This is a genomic window from Serratia sp. LS-1 (genome assembly GCF_003719595.1).
Classification (GTDB): domain Bacteria; phylum Pseudomonadota; class Gammaproteobacteria; order Enterobacterales; family Enterobacteriaceae; genus Serratia; species Serratia ureilytica.
The window spans coordinates 4,641,753-4,661,880 of record NZ_CP033504.1 but is presented as its reverse complement, the minus strand read 5'-3'; the positions used below and the strand labels follow the sequence as shown (position 1 = coordinate 4,661,880).

Genomic DNA, 20,128 nt, shown 5'->3' with positions numbered 1-20,128 from the left:
TGGCACAAAACGACACTTTCAGGGAGCCGAGAACCATGACCTTGGACTGGTGGTTAACCTACCTGCTGACCACGCTTATCCTTAGCCTCTCCCCCGGATCCGGCGCCATCAACACCATGAGCACCGGCATCAGCCACGGCTATCGCGGCGCCGCCGCGTCGATCGCCGGGCTGCAGGCCGGGCTGAGCGCGCACATCGTGCTGGTGGGCATCGGCCTCGGCGCGCTGATATCGCAATCGCTGCTGGCGTTCGAGCTGCTGAAATGGCTGGGCGCCGCCTACCTGGTGTGGCTCGGCATCCAGCAATGGCGCGCCGCCGGCGCGCTGGATCTGCATGCGCTGGCGGGCAGCATGCCGCGCCGCCGCCTGTTCCGCCGCGCGGTGCTGGTCAACCTGACCAACCCGAAAAGCATCGTGTTCCTCGCCGCGCTGTTCCCGCAGTTCATCTTGCCCCATCAGCCGCAGGCCGAACAGTATCTGGTGCTCGGCGTCACCACCGTGGTGGTGGATATTCTGGTGATGATCGGTTACGCCACCCTGGCGACGCGCATCGCCGGCTGGCTGAAGACCCCGCGTCAAATGCAGCTGCTCAATCGGGTGTTCGGTTCGCTGTTTATTTTGGTGGCGGGGCTGCTGGCGACCGCCCGCAAAGCCTGACAAAAAAGGCCGGGCATCGCTGCTCGGCCTTGGGCATTTCACTGCCGGTTAGCGGGTAAAGATCAGGTGTAACCCGAAGCCGGTAAACAGCACGCCAGCCACCCCGTCTATCCACTTGGCCAACCGCTGATAACCGCGGCGCATCGCCGGCAGCGCGAACACCACCGCCACCAGGCTGAACCAGACGAAGGTCTCGGCGACGATCAGCAAGAACAGCCCCCAGCGCGCCCCGGCGCCGACGCTGTCGCCGACGAACAGCGAGAACACGCTGCCGAAATAGATCACCGCTTTCGGGTTGGACAGGTTGGTCAAGAAGCCGCGAATAAAGCTGCGCCCGGCCTTCGGCAACGCCACCTGGGCCTCTGCCGCGGGCGGAGCTTGCTGCGCCCGCGCGGAACGCAGCAGTTGCCACCCCATCCAGCACAGGTAAATGCCGCCGCCGACCATGATTATCTGATGCAGCCAGGCCATCTTCTGCAGGATCAGATGCAGCCCCATCAACGCCACGCCGGCCCATACCACGATGCCGAGCGAAATGCCGACCACGCCCATCATCGCCTCGCGGCGCGAGCGGCTGGCGGCGGTCTGCGACACGAAAAAGAAGTCCGGCCCCGGGCTCATCAGCGCAATCAGATGCACCAGCGCCACGGTGAGAAACAGCATCAGCATGATTTATCGCCCTCAGTCTTCGTCATTGTCGAGATGGTCGCGGATCATCGCCATAAAGGGCGCGCCGAAACGCTCCAGTTTGCGCTGCCCCACGCCGTTGACGCTCAGCAGATCGCCGGCCTTGATCGGCATCTGTTCGGCCATTTCCAGCAGCGTGGCGTCGTTGAACACCACGTAGGGTGGAATGTTTTCTTCGTCGGCGATCGACTTGCGCAGTTTGCGCAGCTTGGCGAACAGCTTGCGATCGTAATTGCCGCCGTAGGATTTCTGGTTGGCGCTGCTGCGCGACTTCAGGCTCTGAATGCGCGGCACCGCCAGCTGCAGCGCCACCTCGCCGCGCAACACCGGACGCGCCGCCTCGGTCAATTGCAGCGCCGAGTGCATGGCGATGTTCTGGGTGATAAAGCCCAGGTGGATCAGCTGACGCAGCACGCTGGTCCAGTGCTCCGTGGTTTGATCGCGGCCAATGCCGTACACCGGCAGCTTGTCGTGACCGTATTCGCGAATGCGCTGATTGTTGGATCCGCGCAGCACTTCCACGATGTACCCGAGGCCAAAGCGCTGGCCGACGCGGTACACGCAAGACAGCGCCTTGCGCGCGTCCTCCAGCCCGTCGTAGCGCTTGGGCGGATCGAGGCAGATATCGCAGTTGCCGCAGTTTTCGTGCTTGCCTTCGCCGAAGTAATTGAGCAGCACCAGGCGACGGCAGGTTTGCGCCTCGGCGAAAGCGCCCATGGCGTTCAGCTTGTGACGCTCGATGTCCAGCTGTTGCCCGGCGGGTTTCTCCTCCAGACAGCGGCGCAGCCAGGCCATGTCGGCGGGATCGTACAGCAGGATGGCTTCGGCCGGCAGGCCGTCGCGCCCGGCGCGGCCGGTCTCCTGATAATAGGATTCGATATTGCGCGGGATGTCGAAATGCACCACAAAACGCACGTTGGGTTTGTTAATGCCCATGCCGAAGGCGACGGTGGCCACCACCACCTGCAGATCGTCACGCTGGAACGCCTCCTGCACCTGGGCGCGGCGATCGTTGTCCAGCCCCGCGTGGTAAGCGCCGACGCTCAGCCCGCGGCTTTGCAGGCGCGCGGCGGTGTCTTCCACCTTGGCGCGGCTGTTGCAATAGATAATGCCGCTCTTGCCGCGCTGATCCTGCACGAAGCGCCACAGCTGGTCGAGCGGTTTGAATTTTTCCACCAGCGTGTAGCGGATGTTCGGTCGGTCGAAGCTGCTGACCTGCACCAGCGGATCCTGCAGCGACAGCAGACGCACGATATCGCCGCGCGTGGCTTCGTCGGCAGTGGCGGTCAACGCGATCACCGGCATCGACGGGAAGCGCTGTTTCAACTGCCCCAGCGCGCGGTATTCCGGCCGGAAGTCGTGGCCCCATTGGGAGATGCAGTGCGCCTCATCCACCGCCAGCATCGCCGGCGGGCAGTGATCGAGCAGGTTGAGGAAGCTTTCCATCATCAGCCGCTCCGGCGCGATGTACAGCATCTTGATGGTGCCGTTGCGGCAGCCGGCCATGACGTCCAGCTGCTCCTCGCGGGTTTGCGTCGAGTTGTAGCAGGCGGCGGAAACGCCGTAGGCCAACAGTTGGTCGACCTGATCCTTCATCAGCGAGATCAGCGGAGAAACGACCAGCGTCAGGCCGTCCATCACCAGCGCAGGGATTTGGTAACACAACGACTTGCCGCCGCCGGTCGGCATCACCACCAGGCAATCCTGCCCGCCGATCGCGGCATTGATAATCGTTTGCTGCCCCGGACGGAATTGCTGGTAGCCGAAGGTATCGCGCAATACCTGCTCGGCCAGCAACTCTCTGTTAATCACTGCTGCGGTTGACACACACTTCCCCATTTTTTCATCGGTACACACCCACCGGGTATGATTACACAATATCGTTCAGCATGACACCAACGCGCGCGTGACTCTTTTGCCTAAACGGGCTGGCAAGCAACAAAGGTTAAGCATAAAATCAACATTCCATTAACCTGGACTGACCAGTTAGCTCCCTTAAAACGCAAAAGAAAAACGGAAACCCGCTATGTCGACAACACCACTGACCCTGGAAGCCGCCCGCCGCAAGATCGGCGAAATTTTTGTCTACCACATGCCGTTCAACCGCGAGCTTGGCCTGGAGCTGCGCCGCTTCGACGATGACTACGTCGAGCTGAGCTTCACCAACCAGCGCAAGCTGGTGGGCAACGCCGCGCAGGAAATTCTGCACGGCGGCGTGATCGCCGCCGTGCTTGACGTCGCCGCCGGGCTGGCCTGCGCCGGCGGCGTGCTGACGCGCCTGGAGCCGCTGGTTGAAGAGGAGATCGCCGCCAAGCTGTCGCGCATGGGCACCATCGACCTGCGCGTCGACTACCTGCGCCCCGGCCGCGGCGAGCACTTCGTCGCCTCCGCCAGCGTGCTGCGCAGCGGCAACAAAGTCGCCGTCGCGCGCGTAGAACTGCATAACCACGACGGCCTGCATATCGCGACCGCCACCGCCACCTACCTGGTCGGCTGATGATTGTGTGCGGTGAGCGTCTTCAGTACACTCACCGCATCTTAAGTTCCCCACCAGAGTGACGTCATGGACGCAAAGCAAACGCGTCAGGGCATTTTCTTTGCCCTGGCCGCCTATTTTATGTGGGGCATCGCCCCGGCTTATTTCAAACTGATCCAGCAAGTGTCCGCGGATGAGATCCTCACCCACCGGATCATCTGGTCGTTTTTCTTCATGCTGGCGCTGATCACGCTGGGCCGCAACTGGCCTAAAGTGCGCGCCGCCTGCCAAAATCGCAAACGGCTGCTGTTGCTGGCGGTCACCGCGCTGTTGATCGGCGGCAACTGGCTGCTGTTCATCTGGGCGGTGAACAATCACCATATGCTGGAAGCCAGCCTGGGCTACTTCATCAACCCGCTGGTTAACGTGCTGTTGGGGATGCTGTTTCTCGGCGAACGTTTCCGCCGCATGCAGTGGGTAGCGGTGGCGCTGGCGTTCACCGGGGTGCTGGTGCAGCTCTGGCAGTTCGGGTCGTTGCCGATCATCGGTCTGGGGCTGGCGTTCAGCTTTGCCTTCTATGGCCTGCTGCGCAAGAAAATCGCCATCGACGCGCAGACCGGCATGCTGATTGAAACGCTGTGGCTGCTGCCGGTGGCGGCGGCCTATCTGTTCCTGTTCGCCGACAGCCCCACCAGCCACCTGAGCGCCAACCCGTGGTCGCTGAACCTGCTGCTGGTCGCCGCCGGCATCGTCACCACCGTGCCGCTGCTGTGCTTCACCGCGGCGGCTACCCGGCTGCGCCTATCGACGCTCGGTTTCTTCCAGTATCTCGGCCCGACGCTGATGTTCCTGCTGGCGGTCACCTTCTACGGCGAGACCGTCGGCCAGGACAAGCTGGTGACCTTCGGCTTTATCTGGGCGGCGCTGATCCTGTTCACCCTCGACGCGCTCTATACCCAGCGCAAGCTGCGCTGAGCCCGGCGCCGCCGGGTTACAGCCAGTTCTTGCGCTTGAAGTACAGGTAAGGGGCCAGGCCCGCCAGGATCATCAGCGTGATCGCGCCCGGGTAGCCGAACGACCATTTCAGTTCCGGCATGAATTCGAAGTTCATGCCGTAGCTGGAAGCCACCAGCGTAGGCGGCAGGAACACCACCGACACCACCGAGAAGATCTTGATAATACGGTTCTGTTCGATGTTGATGAAGCCCATCGCCGCCTGCATCAGGAAGTTCACCTTCTGGAACAGCGATTCGTTGTGCGGCAGCAGGGATTCGATGTCGCGCAGCACTTCACGCGCCTGCTCCAGCTGGCCGGTCGGCAGACGCGCCTTGCGCACCAGGAAGTTGAGCGCGCGCTGGGTATCCATCAGGCACAAACGCACCTTCCAGCCGATATCTTCCAGCTCCGCCAGCGTCGAGAGCGCGGCGTCGTATTCGTCGCCCTGATGCCCTTCCATGATCACCCGGCTGAGCTGTTCCAGATCGCTGTAGATATTCTCTATCTCGTCCGCCAGCTGTTCAATCTTGGTCTCGAACAGATCCAGCAGCAGTTCGTAAGCGTTGCCTTCGAGCATCGTCTGGTTGCGGGCGCGCATGCGGTACAGGCGGAACGCCGGCAGTTCACGCTCACGCAGGGTATACAGGCGGCCGTCGCGGATGGTGAACGCCACCGTGGAGTTGCCGGCGTGATCTTCCGCATCTTCAAAGTAGAAAAAGGAGTGGATATGCAGACCGTCTTCGTCTTCGAAGAAACGGGCGGAGGCTTCGATGTCGTCCAGTTCGGGACGCGTCGCCAGGCTTTGTCCCAGCTCATTCTGCACGCGCTCACGCTCGCCCTCTTCCGGCTCGACCAGATCAACCCACAGCGATGACGTGAGATCATCCGAGTCGTCCAGTTCCAGACGGGACAAGCGGCGGTTATCTAATTTAAAAGCGCTCAGCATGTGCCAAAACTCCGTGAAGGTAACGGGTGCGGACAACGCGTTGAAGCACAGAAACAGAGGGAGATGCGTATCACCGATTTGTTTCAGACCATGAAGAGATCTGACTCATAGCGACACTTTGCGGGGTCGCCGACAACCACGAAGGCTATCAGCAAAAACGGAGAGCCTTAGAAGTTATACCTGCGGCGCAGGTCAGTGAGCCAGTATCTACTGGGTGTGTCCAAGGCGTCTGTCCTCAATGATAATAGTGCGCGCATGTTACGCCGAGAAGAAAAAGCCTGTCAACACGTTAGGCGGGATAATTGCGCAACAAATCATCACGATGATCAATAGCAGAAATGGGGCTTAAACCGTACTGAAAAAGTCGCGGCGATCGCTTACCGCCACCAAGAATGTTGCTAAGATGACATCACCCTAATGGTACGACAAGCATGCGGATTTAAATGATGAAACAGATTACCGCCCATGAACTGACCGCGATGAGCGAACAGGCCGCCAGCGTGGCCCGCCTGCGCGCGCACCGCACCTTACACGAAGAGCTGAGCGACCCGGTGCAACGCCTGGCGATCGCCATGGAACCCGGCACCTATATCCGCCCGCACCGCCATCCGCAAACCTGGGAGCTGCTGACGCCGCTGCGCGGCCGCTTTGTGGTGCTGCAGTTCAACGATGACGGCGTTGTAACACAGCGCACCCTGCTTGGCGAAGAAACCAAAGTGCTGGAGATGCCGGCCTTTACCTGGCATGCGGTGCTGTCGGTCGATGCTGGCGGCGTAGTGTTCGAAGTGAAGCAGGGCCCGTATCAGGCGCTGACCGAAGAAGACTGCATGCAGTGGGCGCCGCAGGAAGGCGGTGAAGGCACCGAAGCGGTGATGCGCTGGTATGCCACCGCACAGGTCGGCGACCGGTACCCTCACTGATCGTGAAAGGTTGCAGGGGCTGGCCCCTGCAACTCTCCCCTCTCTTTATACCGTTTCCAGGCGAGCGTAGGCCGCCACCAGCCACTTGATGCCCTCGCCCGGGAAAGCGATCTGCAGCCGGCTGTGCTCGCCACTGCCCTCCAGATTGACGATGGTGCCTTCGCCAAACTTGGGATGACGCACGCGCTGGCCCAGCTTGTAACCGGTGTCGTTCTCGCTGATCGGCGTGCCCATGCGGCGGTGATTGACCGGGCGCGATACGCTGGCGCGCAGGCGCACTTCTTCCACGCACTCCTCCGGCAATTCGCCGATAAAGCGCGACGGCCGGTGATAAACCTCTTTGCCGTACAGACGGCGCGTTTCGGCATAGGTCAGCGTCAGTTTCTGCATGGCGCGCGTCACGCCCACATAGGCCAGACGGCGCTCCTCCTCCAGACGGCCGCCTTCGTCCAGCGACATCTGGCTCGGGAACATGCCTTCTTCCATGCCGACGATAAACACCAGCGGGAACTCCAACCCCTTGGCCGAGTGCAGGGTCATCAGCTGCACCGCGTCCTGATAGGCGTCGGCCTGGCCTTCGCCCGCTTCCAGCGCCGCATGCGACAGGAATGCCTGCAGCGGCATCAGATCCTGATCTTCTTCCTGATAGCTGAACTGGCGCGTCGCCGTCACCAGTTCCTCGAGGTTTTCGATGCGCGCCTGTCCCTTCTCGCCCTTTTCCTGCTCATACATGATGAACAGCCCGGAATCGCGGATCACCCGATCGGTCTGCACGTGCAGCGGCATATCGGCGGTTTCATGCGCCAGCGACTCCACCAGCTCGATGAAGCGCTGCAGCGCCGACGCGGCGCGGCCGGCCAGAACCTTGTCCTGCATCAGTTCACGCGTCGCCTGCCACAGCGTCAGCTGGCGATCGCGCGCCGCCTGGCGCACTACGTCGAGGGTGCGATCGCCGATGCCGCGCGTCGGGGTGTTGACCACGCGCTCGAAGGCAGCGTCGTCGTTGCGGTTGGAGATCAGGCGCAGGTAAGCCAGCGCATCCTTGATTTCCTGACGTTCGAAGAACCGCTGGCCGCCGTAGATGCGGTACGGCATCGCCGTCTGCAGCAGCGCCTCTTCCAGCACGCGCGACTGGGCGTTGCTGCGGTACAAAATGGCGCAATCGTTCAGCGCGCCGCCGTTGTCTTGCCAGGTCTTGATGCGGTTGACCACGAAGCGCGCTTCGTCGAGTTCGTTGAAGGCGCAGTAGAGGGAAATCGGCTCGCCTTCGCCGCCTTCGGTCCACAGGTTTTTACCCATGCGCCCGTCGTTGTTGGCGATCAGGGTGTTGGCCGCTTTCAGGATGTTGCTGGTGGAACGGTAGTTCTGCTCCAGGCGGATGGTTTCCGCGCCGGGGAAATCCTTCAGGAAGCGCTGGATGTTTTCCACCTGCGCGCCGCGCCAGCCGTAGATAGACTGGTCATCGTCGCCGACGATCATCACGTTGCTGTTACCGCCCGCCAGCAGGCGGATCCAGGCGTACTGGATGCTGTTGGTATCCTGGAATTCGTCCACCAGCACGTTGGTGAAACGTTCGCGATAGTGGTTGAGGATATGCGGCTTGTTCAGCCACAGCTCGTGCGCGCGCAGCAGCAGCTCGGCGAAATCCACCAGCCCCGCGCGATCGCAGGCTTCCTGATAGGCCTGGTAGATACGCAGCCAGGTGGCCTCTACCGGGTTGTTGTAGGTCTCGACGTGCTGCGGGCGCAGGCCTTCGTCTTTCTTGCCGTTGATGTACCACATCGCCTGACGCGGCGGCCACTGTTTCTCGTCGACGTTCAGCGCCTTGATGATGCGCTTGAGCAACCGCAACTGGTCGTCGCTGTCGAGGATCTGGAAATCCTGCGGCAGGTTGGCTTCCAGATGATGAGCGCGCAGCAGGCGGTGCGCCAGACCGTGGAAAGTGCCGATCCACATGCCGCCCTGGCTGGTGCCGATCAGATGTTCGATACGGTGGCGCATTTCCGCCGCCGCCTTGTTGGTGAAGGTCACCGCCATGATCGAATACGGTGAGCAGTTCTCCACCGACAGCAGCCAGGCGATGCGATGCACCAGCACCCGCGTCTTGCCGCTGCCCGCTCCGGCCAGAACCAACAGGTTGCTGCGCGGCGCCGCCACGGCTTCACGTTGTTTTTCATTCAGGCTGTCGAGCAGATCGGAGACGTCCATAGGCACCACTAATGGTTAAGGAAAAACCCGCCGGCGACGGGTTTTTCACTGGAAATTTATACAGAGTTCTGGCAGGGATTATAACAATGCTGTCAGCGATGCCAACTGCGAAATCTCAATATGCGGCAGCAGGCGGCTGTCGGCGGCCTGCATCAGGCTGCGTTGCCGATCGTTGATCCAACAGGCCTGCAGCCCCGCGCGCAGCGCGCCGGCCACGTCGGTGGTCAGATCGTCGCCCACGTGCAGGATCTGCTCGGGCGCCACACCCAGCCGCTCGACGGCCAGGTGATACATGTCCTGATACGGCTTGGCGCGCCCGTCCGGCCCGGAACGCAGCACAAACTGAAAGTAGCCGTCCAGGCCGCACTGCGCCGGATCGGCGTTGCCGTTGGTGATCGCCACCAGCGGGTAGCGCGCCGCCAGCGCCTTCAGCGTGGCATGGGTCGCTTCCGGCACCTCAATACGGCTGCGCCACAGCGCGAAATTCTGCATCGCCGCATCGGCCCCGATCGCCGCTTCGGCGTCGCGCAGCCCCTGCCGGCTCAACGCCAGATGAATGGCGCGCCAGCGCCACTGGGTGACGTCGTGGTAGATCTCCGGATCCTGCTCGCGCAGTTCCTGGCGCAGGCGGTGGAAATCCGCCGACTGGAAGCCGTTCAGGCCGGGATGGTAGCTCTGCAGGAAGGCCACCGACTGCTGCTCGGTTTGCCGGATCACCGGACGGTTGTCATACAGCGTGTCGTCCAGATCGAAAGTCAGCGCCGCCAGCGGACGCAGCGGGCGATAAAAATGCATCAGGATTTCCCCCGTTTGGCGCGCGGATGCGCGGCATCGTACACGTTCGCCAGATGTTGAAAGTCGAGGTGGGTATAAATTTGCGTGGTGGTCAGGTTGGCGTGGCCGAGCAGCTCCTGCACCGCGCGCAGATCGCCGCTGGACTCCAGCATATGGGTGGCGAAGGAGTGGCGCAGCTTGTGCGGGTGGATATGGCTGTTGACGCCCTGCTTCACGCCCCATTCGGCGAAGCGTTTTTGCACGTTGCGCGTCGAGATGCGTCGCCCCTGATTGGACAGGAACATGGCGTCGTCCTGCGGTCCAAACAGATCGCGCATCGCCAGCCAGTGTTCCAGCCAGGTGACGGCGGTGCGCCCGATCGGCAGTTTGCGTTCTTTGCTGCCTTTCCCCATCACCCACACCTCGCCCGCCGCCATATCGACATGGCGGCAATCCAGCCCCACCAGCTCGGAGAGGCGCAGGCCGGCGCCGTACATCACCTCCAGCATGGCGCGATCGCGCACCGCCAGCGGATCGTTGAGATCGATCTCCAGCAGCTGGTTCATTTCATCGACGTCGATGTTTTTCGGCAGATGGCGGCCGCTGCGCGGCGTGCGGATGCCCTTGGCGGGGTTGGCGTGCAGCACGCCCTGGCTGACCAGCCAATCGAGGAAGCTACGCAACGAAGAGAGCCGCAGCGCCAGGCTGGCGGACTGCAGACCGGCGCGTTTGCTGCGCGCCGCCAGCATGCGCACCCGGGCGGCGTCCAGCGTCGTCCAGTCGGTGACGCCGATCTCCTGCGCCAGGCGCATCAGCGCCGTCAGCTGGCGTGAATAGCTGAGCTGCGTCAGCGGGCTGAGTTGCCGTTCTACCTTGAGATAACGCAGAAAAGCGTCCACCGGCTGCTGCAGGCTGGGCGCAATCGGCGTCATGCGCGTTCGATCCAGCGTTCCAGCAGCGCCGGCAGCATGCGCGCCAGCTGATTGAGCATCACCGTGCCCATGCCCTGCTGATAATGTTGCGTATCGCGGCTGCTGAAGATCACCATGCCCAGCTCGCCGTCGTCGCCCAACATCGACAGCGCCACCGAGCCAATTTGGCCAATCTGTTTGGCCTGCGGCAACAGCAGCAGCAGCTCGGGGCCGTTCAGGCTGCCGAGATAGTGTTGTTCGCTGCCCAGCCGCTGAATGCGGAACGGCTCGAACGCCGAACGCGTCAGCGCCAGGTGGGTGAAATCGGAAGGCGCGCCGATATTCCAGCGCTCGGCGAACAGCCGAACCGTGGCGCCGGCCAAACCGAAGCCGCGCGCCCAGCGCTGCAGCCGGTTTAGCATGTCCTGCAGGCTGTCGGCGGTGGCCAGATCGGCCTGCAGGTGCAGCAGCCTGGCGAACAGCCCTTCGTTGGCGCTGGCCTGCTCCATCAACAGCGTGATCTCTTCTTCCAGCCGTTCGATGTGATTGCGCTGACGAGCCAGATGCCATTCCACCAGCGAAACGGTGCCGCGCACCGGGTGAGGCACGCGCATCTGCTCAACCTGGCGCGCGTTGCGAATAAAGAAATCCGGGTTCTGCAGCAGGTACTGCATCACGGCGTCGTCATCCAGCGCCAGGCCGGCGACGCTCTGTTCTTCTACGCTTTTCATAGATGAATAAATCCGTCATAGACATGGGTTGCCGGACCGGTCATAAACAGCGGATTGCCCGGCCCTTTCCAGCGAATATGCAGGCTGCCGCCCGGCAGTTCTACATGCACCTCTTCTGACAGCAATTCCTGTTGGATCCCGACCGCCACCGCCGCACAGGCGCCGCTGCCGCAGGCCTGCGTTTCACCGGCGCCGCGCTCGTAAACGCGCAGCTTGATGTGATCGCGGCTGACCACTTGCATAAAGCCGATGTTGGCCCGTTCCGGGAAGCGCTCATGCCCTTCCAGCACCGGTCCAAGCAGCTCCACCTTGGCGGTTTTTACATCATCCACCTGCAAAACACAATGCGGGTTGCCCATCGACACCACGCCGCACAGCACGGTATGTTCCGCCGCGCGCATGATGTAGGTCTTTTCCGCCTTGGCGGCGCGGAACGGCACCGCCTGCGGATCGAAATTCGGCTCACCCATGTTGACGCACACCAGATCGTCGTCGGTGACGCTGAGCACCATACGCCCGGTTTGGGTACTGACGCGGATATCGCGCTTGTTGGTCAGCCCTTTCAGCCGCACAAAGCGCGCGAAACAGCGCGCGCCGTTGCCGCACTGCGCCACTTCGCTGCCGTCGGCGTTAAAAATTCGGTAGTGAAAATCCAGCTCGGGATCGTAAGGCGGTTCTACCACCAGCATCTGGTCAAAGCCGACGCCCAGGTGCCGATCGGCCAGCCGGCGGATCAGCTCAGGTGAAAAATAGACATTCTGTGTAACGGCATCGACCACCATAAAGTCGTTGCCCAGACCGTGCATTTTGGAGAACTGCATATCATACTCCGCTATCTGGACGCGCTATCCGTCTTGATTTTGCGGCGGCGCTCGCCACCGCAAACCGGGTGTTACTGGGCAACCATCGACGGTTTTTGCTGAGAGCCAGACTGCTCCTGCTGGTTCTTTTGCACCTGATCGCCCGTTTGCACCGGCGGTTTGGCCGTTTTTTGGCCGGCGGAGTCGGCAGGTGGGAAGTAAAGCGGGCCTTTCAGACCACAGCCGGCGAGGCCGGTAACCAGAACGGCCATCAGCGCATAGCGTAGTTGTTTTTTCATTTGCATTAATGCCTGTAATTCATGCGTCCAAGGTCTCTATAATCGCAGGTGGATCATGAAAAGCAATAGGAATTGAATATGAACGACAGTGAGTTTCACCAGTTGGCCGACCAGCTGATGCTGAATATTGAAGAGACACTGGACGATTTTGACGGCGATGCGGATATCGATTACGAAACCAATGGCGGCGTGATGACGCTGAGCTTCGAAAACGGCACAAAAATCGTCATCAACCGCCAGGAGCCGCTGCACCAGGTGTGGCTCGCCACCAAGGCCGGCGGTTACCACTTCAACTACCGCGACGGCGTCTGGGTATGCGATCGCAGCGGGCAGCCGTTTTACCAACTGCTCAGCGAAGCGGCCAGCGCGCAGGCCGGCGAGGAACTGAGTTTTTCCTGAGGCTAAGCAGGGCTCGGCAACCGAGCCCTTGCGGCGTCAATGCAGCTGGAACTGCTGCTTCAGCGGCTGAGCGGCGCCGTCGGCCACCGTCACGCACAGGCTGGACAGCACGTTGCTGCGGAACGGGATCACCTGCGTGCGCCCGTCGAGCTGCACGATTTGATAGAACTGCGGCAGGTTGAAGTTGATGAAGCTGGAGCCGTAGGTAAAGCGGTCGTGCGACGAGGAATAGAAGCGGCTGACGTCGCGCACCAGCTCCTCTTTGCTGCCCTCGCAGTGGTGATACACCTCTACCCGATTCGACTCATCCAGAATATAGATGTTGAAGCCCTTGTCGTCTGAGGTGTCTTCGAAGAAGAACTGGATGATCCCCTCGCTGGCGAAGCCGTCCACCACCGGCGGCAGATGCACCTGATCGGTTTCCACCTTGATAGACAGGCCGTGCAGCTTGTTGTTGGAGATGGCGCCGTAAAACTCCACCGCGTTCTCCAGCTTCTGCACCGACACGCTCAGGCGCTCGAAGAACAGCCCCCAGGTTTGCCCGGCGACGCGCACCGCCTTGAAGCGGCCGGGTTCCAGCCGGGTGCTGGACAGGCGCAGCTCGATGCACTCAGACACCAGCTGCTGAATGCGGGTGCGAATAAGGCCGCGCAGGTGCTGACTGTAGCAGAACACTTCCACCGACTCCGGCGGTGCGGCGTCCTGGTGCATTTTGCCGAGAATGGTTTTCAATGCTTCCAGCACCGACTGCTCGCCGCTGAAATGCAGGGTGCGCACTTCGTTCCAGGAGTTGCGATACAGCAGATCGATGCTGCCCACCAAACACTGCTGCTGCTGGCCGAAGCTGAACACGTCCAGCTTGCGGAAATCGAAGTGCACCACCTGATTGCGGAAGGCGGCGGTCGGATCGTTTTCCAGATTGACGATGATTGCCAGATGGCGAATCTCGCACGGGCTGTACAGCGCTTTCGGCGTCGGCGCCGGCAGGCGCAGCGGGAAGTGATGGGAAACGTCGGCCACCAGCTCCTGCAGCTTGGCGGTGTCGCACAGGTTGCCGCTCTTGATGTGCAGGCGGGTCTGCGGCGTCAGCAGGCCGTTGAAATAGGCCCAGGCCACCAGCTTGTTCAGGTAGCGGTTATATTCCAGCGGCTGATGGCTGACGATCGAATCCATAGCCGGTGCCTGATTATACAGGTACCAGCCGGTGCGGTTGGCGCGGCCAACCGGCACATGAATAAAGGTTAAATCGTTTTCCGACAGGTCCGGCGAGATCTGCGGGTTCACCAGCGTCACCTTGCCGGGCAGCGCTTCGAACGCCGCATACAGTTTGCGGGTCAGCACGCCGATATCCTGCGGGCTGGCGCTGACGCTGAGGTTGTTGCGGCGGGCGAAACGGATCAGGTTGCGGTAGCTCTGCATCATCGCGTCGAGCAGTTCGTTGTGCGCTTCGCGCACTCGCTCGATCTTCCAGTTGGCGCGGTTGTCCAGCATCGCCAGACGCTCTTCGCTCCAGCCCCACTCGCTGACCAATTGGCTGAGGATCTCGCGCCGCCAGCCGACGCAGGCCTTGGCCAGCGACAGCTTTTCACACACTTTCAGGTAGAAACAGCGACGGGCCAAATCGAGGCGGGTGGTGTCGTTGATGTCGGTCAGGTAGCGGGTGACGCGCTCGAGCATCATGCAGTAGGCGTCGAGCCCGAAGCTGACGATCTCGCCCTGGTGCAGGCGATGTTTGATGTCCGTCGCCAGCAGTTGGGTATTGGGGTATTCCCAGGAATAGGCTTCCAGCAGCAGTGTTTTCAGCACCGCCTTGTAAGGCGAATCGATGCTCTTGTACAGCTGCCACAGGCTGGCGCCGAAGTACTCTTCCGCCGACAGCGAACTCAGGCCGCCGAGATCCAGCCACTCGTTCGGCGTCAGCGCGCCCTGCGCGTACAGCGACAGCACGTATTCATCGTAGTGCGCTTCTTCTTCGCCCGGCACCATGTTCCACAGGATGCGTTTGCCGGCCAGGCGCACCGCGGTGCGGTAGAACTCGTCCAGCAACAGGATGTGCTGCGTCGAGCCGCAGTCTTCGCCGCCCAGGCTGCCGCTTTCATTATGGCGGAAGCGGTTTTCGTCGATCAGGAAGAAGCTGACTTCCACCCCCATCGACGCGGCCCACTTCTCAAGCAGGCTGCATTTTTGCTGCAGGCGGGTGCGTTCTTCGTTGTCCAGCCAGGACTGGTGGCAGACCCAGATGTCGAGATCCGAGCTGCAGCTTTGGCCGATAGACGAGGTGCTGCCCATCGAATAGACGCCGGTGATCGGCAGCTCGCCGCTGGCCGGTTTGTCAAACGGGCTACCCCATTTGTCTTCTAAATCGTTCAGGTAATCTTGTTGAGTTTCATCAGGCGTGTAGAGGCAAATGCCGTGGGGAACGTTACCGTTCAGGTAACCCGGCATCAGCGGGTGGTGGTGGTGCAGTAAGGTGGGCAGCAGACTGTATACCCGTTGAAACGCGGGCTTCATAGCCGCCAGGGCGCGATCGACGCGTAGCTGATTGATCGCATCCAGTCTCTGCTTCAATGTCTCGATGTAGAGGTACAAGACGTCTCGCCTGATTATCCCGGTGTTTAGAAAAAAACCCGTATTCCATAAGCGCCGTTAGTGTAAGAAGAATATTTGGCGACTTATTGCTGGAAACGTGATCAATTTAACACCTTGCTGATTGACCGTAAAGGAGGTAACGCTTCACAATTATTGTAGCGCTTCCCTAAACGATTTACCCGCAGTGTTAACTGCCCCAAAGCACATCACACGTCCCTTTGATTCCGTTGTCCTTTTTCCGCCTCCGGCTTCTTGCACTGACAGTATTGACTCTCAGTGGTAGGATGGATGGCGAAATATAAAAACGGTAACAAGCATGTTAGACAAAATTATTCGAATTGCCACCCGACAAAGCCCGCTTGCACTTTGGCAAGCACATTATGTGCAGCAACGTCTGATGGCCTGCCATCCCGGCCTGCAGGTCGAGTTGGTGCCGATGGTCACCCGCGGCGACGTTATTCTGGATACGCCGTTGGCGAAAGTCGGCGGTAAAGGCCTGTTTGTTAAAGAACTCGAGCTCGCGCTGCTGGAAGGCCGCGCCGACATCGCCGTGCATTCGATGAAAGACGTGCCGGTCGATTTCCCTGCCGGGCTCGGTTTGACCACCATTTGCGAACGCGAAGATCCGCGCGACGCTTTTGTTTCCAATCGTTTCGCCTCGCTCGATCAGCTGCCGCTGGGCAGCGTGGTCGGCACCTCCAGCCTGCGCCGTCAGTGCCAGCTGCGTGAACGCCGCCCGGATCTTGTCGTGCGTGACCTGCGCGGTAACGTCGGCACTCGCCTGGCCAAGCTGGACAACGGCGACTACGACGCGATTATCCTGGCGGTGGCCGGCCTGAAGCGTTTAGGCCTGGAGCAACGCATCCGCAGCCCGCTGAGCGCCGAAGAGTGCCTGCCGGCGGTCGGCCAGGGTGCAGTCGGCATTGAATGCCGTCTCGACGACAGCGTCACCCGCGCGCTGCTGGCGCCGCTGAACCATGCGGCCACCGAAACCCGCGTGCGCGCCGAGCGGGCGATGAATACCCGCCTGGAAGGCGGCTGCCAGGTGCCGATCGGCAGCTATGCCGAACTGGATGGCGACAGCCTGTGGCTGCGCGCCCTGGTCGGCGCGCCGGACGGCAGCCAGATGGTGCGCGGCGAACGCCGCGGCCCGGCCGCCGAGGCCGAACGGATGGGCATTGAGCTGGCGGAAGAGTTGCTGGCGCGCGGCGCGCGCGAGATCCTGCGCGAGGTTTATCAGGGAAATCCGCCGGCATGACGATCCTGGTAACCCGCCCATCGCCTTCGGGGGAGCTGTTAGTGAGCCGGCTGCGCGCACTCGGCCGGGTTGCCTATCATGCACCGCTGATCGACTTCGCGCCGGGCGGCGACCTGCCGAAGCTGCCGCAGGCGTTGCAGCAGCTTAGCGCCGGCGATCTAGTGTTCGTGCTGTCGCAACATTCGGTGAGTTATGCCGATTCGGTTATCGGCCGCGCCGGGTTGAGCTGGCCCGCTCACCTGGCTTATTACGCCATCGGCCGCACCACCGGGCTGGCGCTGCACCGCATCAGCAGTTTGCCGGTGGAATACCCGCGCGAACGCGAGATCAGCGAAACGCTGCTGCTGCTGCCGGCGCTGCAAAAATTGGCGGGCAAACGCGCGCTGATTTTACGCGGCAACGGCGGCCGCGAACTGTTGGGGTCGACGCTGAGCGAGCGCGGCGCCGACGTCAGCTATTATGAATGCTATCAACGCAGCCCGGTGCACTACGACGGCAGCGAGCAAAGCGCCCACTGGCAGCGCGCCGGTGTGGATACGCTGGTGGTGACCAGCGGTGAAATGTTACAACAGCTCTATACTTTAGTTCCTGATTACTATCGTTCTTCATGGCTGCTGCGTTGCCGCCTGGTAGTAGTGAGCGAACGCCTGGCTACCCTCGCCCGGGAATTGGGCTGGCGTACGATTCGGGTAGCTGACAACGCCGATAATGACGCGCTGATCCGCGCGCTACAATAATCTGACTATGGGATGTGCCACTATGACGGAACAAAATACCCCAGCCGCCCCGGTTGAAGAACCCACCACCGCGGTTGAGAGCTCCCAGCAGCCAGCCGCTGCCAGCCGCAAAGGCAAGAACACCGGCCCGGTGCTCGGCGCGATCGCTATCGTGCTGGTCATCGCCCTCGGCGCGGGCGGTTATTACCATACGCACAAGCAGGCACAACAGCTGATCGCCGCCAATCAGGCGCTGCAGCAGCAGCTTGACGGCGTGAAGCAGAGCCAGCAGCAGGAAAGAAATGCGCTGGAAGGCCTGTTGCAACAGCAGGGTAAAACCCTGGACGCCGCCGAACGCGAGCAGGCAAACCTGGCGCGCCAACTGAGCGAGCTGCAGGAAAAAGTGGCGACCATCTCCGGCAGCGACGCCAAAACCTGGCTGCTGGCGCAGGCCGATTTCCTGGTGAAAATGGCCGGCCGCAAGCTATGGAGCGATCAGGACGTGACCAGCGCCGCCGCGCTGCTGAAAAGCGCCGACGCCAGCCTGGCGGACATGAACGATCCGAGCCTGCTGGACGTGCGCCGCGCCATTACCGAAGACATCAGCACGCTTTCTACGCTGACCCAGGTCGATTACGACGGCATCATCCTCAAGGTCAATCAGCTGTCCAATCAGGTAGATAACCTGCGCCTGGCCGATAACGACACCGACGAAGCGCCGATGGATCAAAACAGCAGCGAGCTCTCCGGCTCGATCGGCGAATGGCGGCAGAACCTGGCCAAGAGCTGGCGCAATTTCATGGCCGACTTCATCACCATCCGCCGTCGCGATACCAGCGCCGAACCGCTGCTGGCCCCGAATCAGGACATCTACCTGCGCGAAAACATCCGTTCGCGCCTGCTGGTGGCCGCACAGGCCATTCCGCGTCACCAGAACGAGACCTACAAGCAGTCGCTGGAAACCGTCTCCACCTGGGTGCGCGCCTATTTCGACACCACCGACCCGGCGACCAAGGCCTTCCTTGAAGAGCTGGACAGCCTGAGCCAACAGTCGATCTCGATGGACGTGCCGGATCAGCTGAAAAGCCAGCCGCTGCTCGAGAAAGTGATGCAGACCCGGGTGCGCAACCTGATGACCCAGTCCCCTGCCGCTCATCAGGAGGGTTAAGCCATGTTACGCGTGCTATTTCTGTTCCTGGTGGTGATCGCCAGCGTGGTGCTCGGGCCGATGTTGGCCGGGCATCAGGGCTATGTGCTGATCCAGACCGATAACTACAATATTGAAACCAGCGTCACCGGCCTGGTGATCATGTTGGTGCTGCTGTTCGTGGTGCTGCTGGCGATCGAGTGGATCCTGCGCCGCATCTTCCGTACCGGCGCCCGCACGCGCGGTTGGTTTATCGGCCGCAAGCGCACCCGCGCGCGTCAGCAAACCAAAGCCGCGCTGATCAAACTGGCGGAGGGCGACTACAAGCAGGTTGAAAAACTGATGACGCGCAACGCCGATCACGCTGAGCAACCGGTGGTGAACTATCTGCTGGCCGCCGAGGCTGCGCAGCAACGCGGCGATGACTTCCGTACCAATCAGTATCTGGAGCGGGCCGCCGAAGCCGCCGATACCGATCAGCTACCGGTGGATATCACCCGGGTTCGCATCCAGCTGGCGCAGGGCGAGAACCACGCCGCGCGCCACGGCGTCGATCGCCTGCTGAACCAGGCGCCGCGCCATCCGGAAGTGTTGCGCCTGGCGGAACAAGCCTATCTGCGCACCGGCGCCTATGCGTCGCTGCTGGAAGTGCTGCCGTCGATGCGTAAAATCGAACTGCACAGCGAAGAGCAACTGCAGGCGTTGCAGCAACAGGCTTACATCGGGCTGATGAATCAGGCGATGGCGGACGAAGGCAGCGAAGGCCTGAAACGCTGGTGGAAAGATCAGAGCCGCAAGACGCGTCACGAAGTGCCGCTGCAAATCGCGATGGTGGAGCACCTCATCGAATGCAACGACCACGAACTGGCGCAGGAGATTGTGCTCGACGGCCTGAAACGCCAATATGACGAGCGCCTGGTGCTGTTGCTGCCACGGCTGAAGTCCGGCAACCCCGAGCAGCTTGAGAAAGCGCTGCGTCAGCAGATGAAGCAGCACGGCGCGACGCCGCTGTTGAACAGCACGCTGGGGCAGTTGCTGATGAAGCACGGCGAGTGGCAGCAGGCGGCCGACGCCTTCCGCGAAGCGCTGAAACAGCGTCCGGACGCCTACGATTACGCCTGGCTGGCCGATACGCTGGAGAAACTGCATCGTTCGGATGAAGCGGCGCAGATGCGGCGTGAAGGACTGATGTTGACGCTGAAACAGAACGGCGGCGAATAACGGCCCGCCCGGCAGAGAAAGCGTGGCCTCGGTGCCACGCTTTTTTTTGCCCGTTAGCTTGCTGAAGCGCAAAAAAAAAACACTTGCCGCATGGCAAGTGTATAAAGAAGCAATCAGGTCTAGGACAACAGGGGCGGTGCCTCACTCAACGTTTTGCCCTGAGCGTGATGACGGGTTAGTCATCGTTCTCGTGGGCGATAGGCACCCTAAATCGGCTCTGCGTCATTCCCAGGGTTTATGAAGCCTAAGGCGAACATAAGAAATGGAATGAGCATCTACGCTGTAGGTATTGCACTTGGCGTGCCAACTTTCAGATCCAGGAAAGTCTCTATAAAAAATAGCATTCAATTAATTGAAAATATTGAATTTTTATTTACGCCTAACTTTCTCTCAG

The 20,128-nt window shown here is 61.2% G+C and carries 19 protein-coding genes; 9 read left to right on the top strand and 10 right to left on the bottom strand.

Going from position 1 to position 20,128, the window contains the following annotated elements; translation table 11 throughout:
* The first annotated feature begins 35 nt into the window (after positions 1-35).
* Positions 36-656, top strand: coding sequence for a homoserine/homoserine lactone efflux protein (rhtB, locus tag EDY99_RS22195; RefSeq protein WP_042783450.1), 621 nt, complete (start codon positions 36-38; stop codon positions 654-656).
* A gap of 48 nt (positions 657-704) precedes the next feature.
* On the opposite strand, the gene rhtC is transcribed toward rhtB, so the two are convergent.
* Both rhtC and recQ read right to left on the bottom strand, forming a co-directional pair.
* The gene (gene rhtC / locus EDY99_RS22190; RefSeq protein WP_033645015.1) at positions 705-1,325 is read right to left on the bottom strand and encodes a threonine export protein RhtC; all 621 of its coding nucleotides are present in this window, start codon (positions 1,323-1,325) and stop codon (positions 705-707) included.
* A 12-nt stretch (positions 1,326-1,337) separates the two neighbouring features.
* Positions 1,338-3,170, bottom strand: a complete 1,833-nt coding sequence (gene recQ, locus EDY99_RS22185) for an ATP-dependent DNA helicase RecQ (protein ID WP_046688049.1) — start codon at positions 3,168-3,170, stop codon at positions 1,338-1,340.
* Between the two features lie 199 nt (positions 3,171-3,369).
* On the opposite strand from recQ, the gene EDY99_RS22180 reads away from it, so the two are divergent.
* Together EDY99_RS22180 and rarD are read left to right on the top strand one after the other, a co-directional pair.
* A complete protein-coding gene (locus tag EDY99_RS22180; protein WP_033645017.1) occupies positions 3,370-3,840 on the top strand; it encodes a thioesterase family protein in 471 nt (156 codons plus the stop codon).
* A 66-nt stretch (positions 3,841-3,906) separates the two neighbouring features.
* On the top strand, positions 3,907-4,794 hold the full coding sequence (rarD, locus tag EDY99_RS22175) for an EamA family transporter RarD (RefSeq protein WP_033645018.1): 888 nt from the start codon (positions 3,907-3,909) through the stop codon (positions 4,792-4,794).
* A 16-nt stretch (positions 4,795-4,810) separates the two neighbouring features.
* Here the strand turns inward: rarD and corA are convergent, their stop codons facing one another.
* Positions 4,811-5,761, bottom strand: a complete 951-nt coding sequence (gene corA / locus EDY99_RS22170; protein WP_004934262.1) for a magnesium/cobalt transporter CorA — start codon at positions 5,759-5,761, stop codon at positions 4,811-4,813.
* A 446-nt stretch (positions 5,762-6,207) separates the two neighbouring features.
* Between corA and EDY99_RS22165 the strand changes: the two genes are divergently transcribed.
* Entirely contained in the window at positions 6,208-6,681 is a 474-nt protein-coding gene (locus EDY99_RS22165) for a WbuC family cupin fold metalloprotein (RefSeq protein ID WP_025160392.1), read from the top strand.
* 45 nt (positions 6,682-6,726) lie between these two features.
* On the opposite strand, the gene uvrD is transcribed toward EDY99_RS22165, so the two are convergent.
* The 6 genes from uvrD to EDY99_RS22135 all read right to left on the bottom strand — a co-directional run bounded on the left by uvrD (position 6,727) and on the right by EDY99_RS22135 (position 12,404).
* Positions 6,727-8,889, bottom strand: a complete 2,163-nt coding sequence (uvrD, locus tag EDY99_RS22160; RefSeq protein ID WP_025304874.1) for a DNA helicase II — start codon at positions 8,887-8,889, stop codon at positions 6,727-6,729.
* A gap of 78 nt (positions 8,890-8,967) precedes the next feature.
* Complete coding sequence (gene yigB / locus EDY99_RS22155) at positions 8,968-9,684, bottom strand: 5-amino-6-(5-phospho-D-ribitylamino)uracil phosphatase YigB (RefSeq protein WP_033636653.1); 717 nt, start codon at positions 9,682-9,684, stop codon at positions 8,968-8,970.
* Entirely contained in the window at positions 9,684-10,595 is a 912-nt protein-coding gene (xerC, locus tag EDY99_RS22150) for a tyrosine recombinase XerC (RefSeq protein WP_033645020.1), read from the bottom strand. The genes yigB and xerC overlap by 1 nt, the downstream gene beginning before the upstream one ends.
* Complete coding sequence (locus EDY99_RS22145) at positions 10,592-11,305, bottom strand: DUF484 domain-containing protein (protein ID WP_033645022.1); 714 nt, start codon at positions 11,303-11,305, stop codon at positions 10,592-10,594. The genes xerC and EDY99_RS22145 overlap by 4 nt, the downstream gene beginning before the upstream one ends.
* A complete protein-coding gene (gene dapF, locus EDY99_RS22140; protein ID WP_004934244.1) occupies positions 11,302-12,126 on the bottom strand; it encodes a diaminopimelate epimerase in 825 nt (274 codons plus the stop codon). Before dapF ends, EDY99_RS22145 begins: the two co-directional genes overlap by 4 nt.
* Before the next feature lie 71 nt (positions 12,127-12,197).
* On the bottom strand, positions 12,198-12,404 hold the full coding sequence (locus tag EDY99_RS22135) for a lipoprotein (RefSeq protein WP_080350231.1): 207 nt from the start codon (positions 12,402-12,404) through the stop codon (positions 12,198-12,200).
* Between the two features lie 78 nt (positions 12,405-12,482).
* On the opposite strand from EDY99_RS22135, the gene cyaY reads away from it, so the two are divergent.
* Positions 12,483-12,803, top strand: a complete 321-nt coding sequence (gene cyaY, locus EDY99_RS22130; RefSeq protein ID WP_033645025.1) for an iron donor protein CyaY — start codon at positions 12,483-12,485, stop codon at positions 12,801-12,803.
* Between the two features lie 36 nt (positions 12,804-12,839).
* Here the strand turns inward: cyaY and EDY99_RS22125 are convergent, their stop codons facing one another.
* Positions 12,840-15,392 (bottom strand): class I adenylate cyclase, encoded by a 2,553-nt coding sequence (locus EDY99_RS22125; RefSeq protein ID WP_019452546.1) that lies wholly within the window; start codon positions 15,390-15,392, stop codon positions 12,840-12,842.
* 316 nt (positions 15,393-15,708) lie between these two features.
* Between EDY99_RS22125 and hemC the strand changes: the two genes are divergently transcribed.
* From hemC to hemY, 4 genes are read left to right on the top strand one after another with little or no spacing between them, the layout of a single operon-like run.
* On the top strand, positions 15,709-16,650 hold the full coding sequence (hemC, locus tag EDY99_RS22120; protein WP_033645026.1) for a hydroxymethylbilane synthase: 942 nt from the start codon (positions 15,709-15,711) through the stop codon (positions 16,648-16,650).
* Positions 16,647-17,387 (top strand): uroporphyrinogen-III synthase, encoded by a 741-nt coding sequence (hemD, locus tag EDY99_RS22115; protein ID WP_033645028.1) that lies wholly within the window; start codon positions 16,647-16,649, stop codon positions 17,385-17,387. The genes hemC and hemD overlap by 4 nt, the downstream gene beginning before the upstream one ends.
* 22 nt (positions 17,388-17,409) lie before the next feature.
* Complete coding sequence (hemX, locus tag EDY99_RS22110) at positions 17,410-18,534, top strand: uroporphyrinogen-III C-methyltransferase (protein ID WP_123062068.1); 1,125 nt, start codon at positions 17,410-17,412, stop codon at positions 18,532-18,534.
* Between the two features lie 3 nt (positions 18,535-18,537).
* Positions 18,538-19,734 (top strand): protoheme IX biogenesis protein HemY, encoded by a 1,197-nt coding sequence (gene hemY, locus EDY99_RS22105; protein WP_033645031.1) that lies wholly within the window; start codon positions 18,538-18,540, stop codon positions 19,732-19,734.
* The last annotated feature ends 394 nt before the right edge of the window (positions 19,735-20,128 follow it).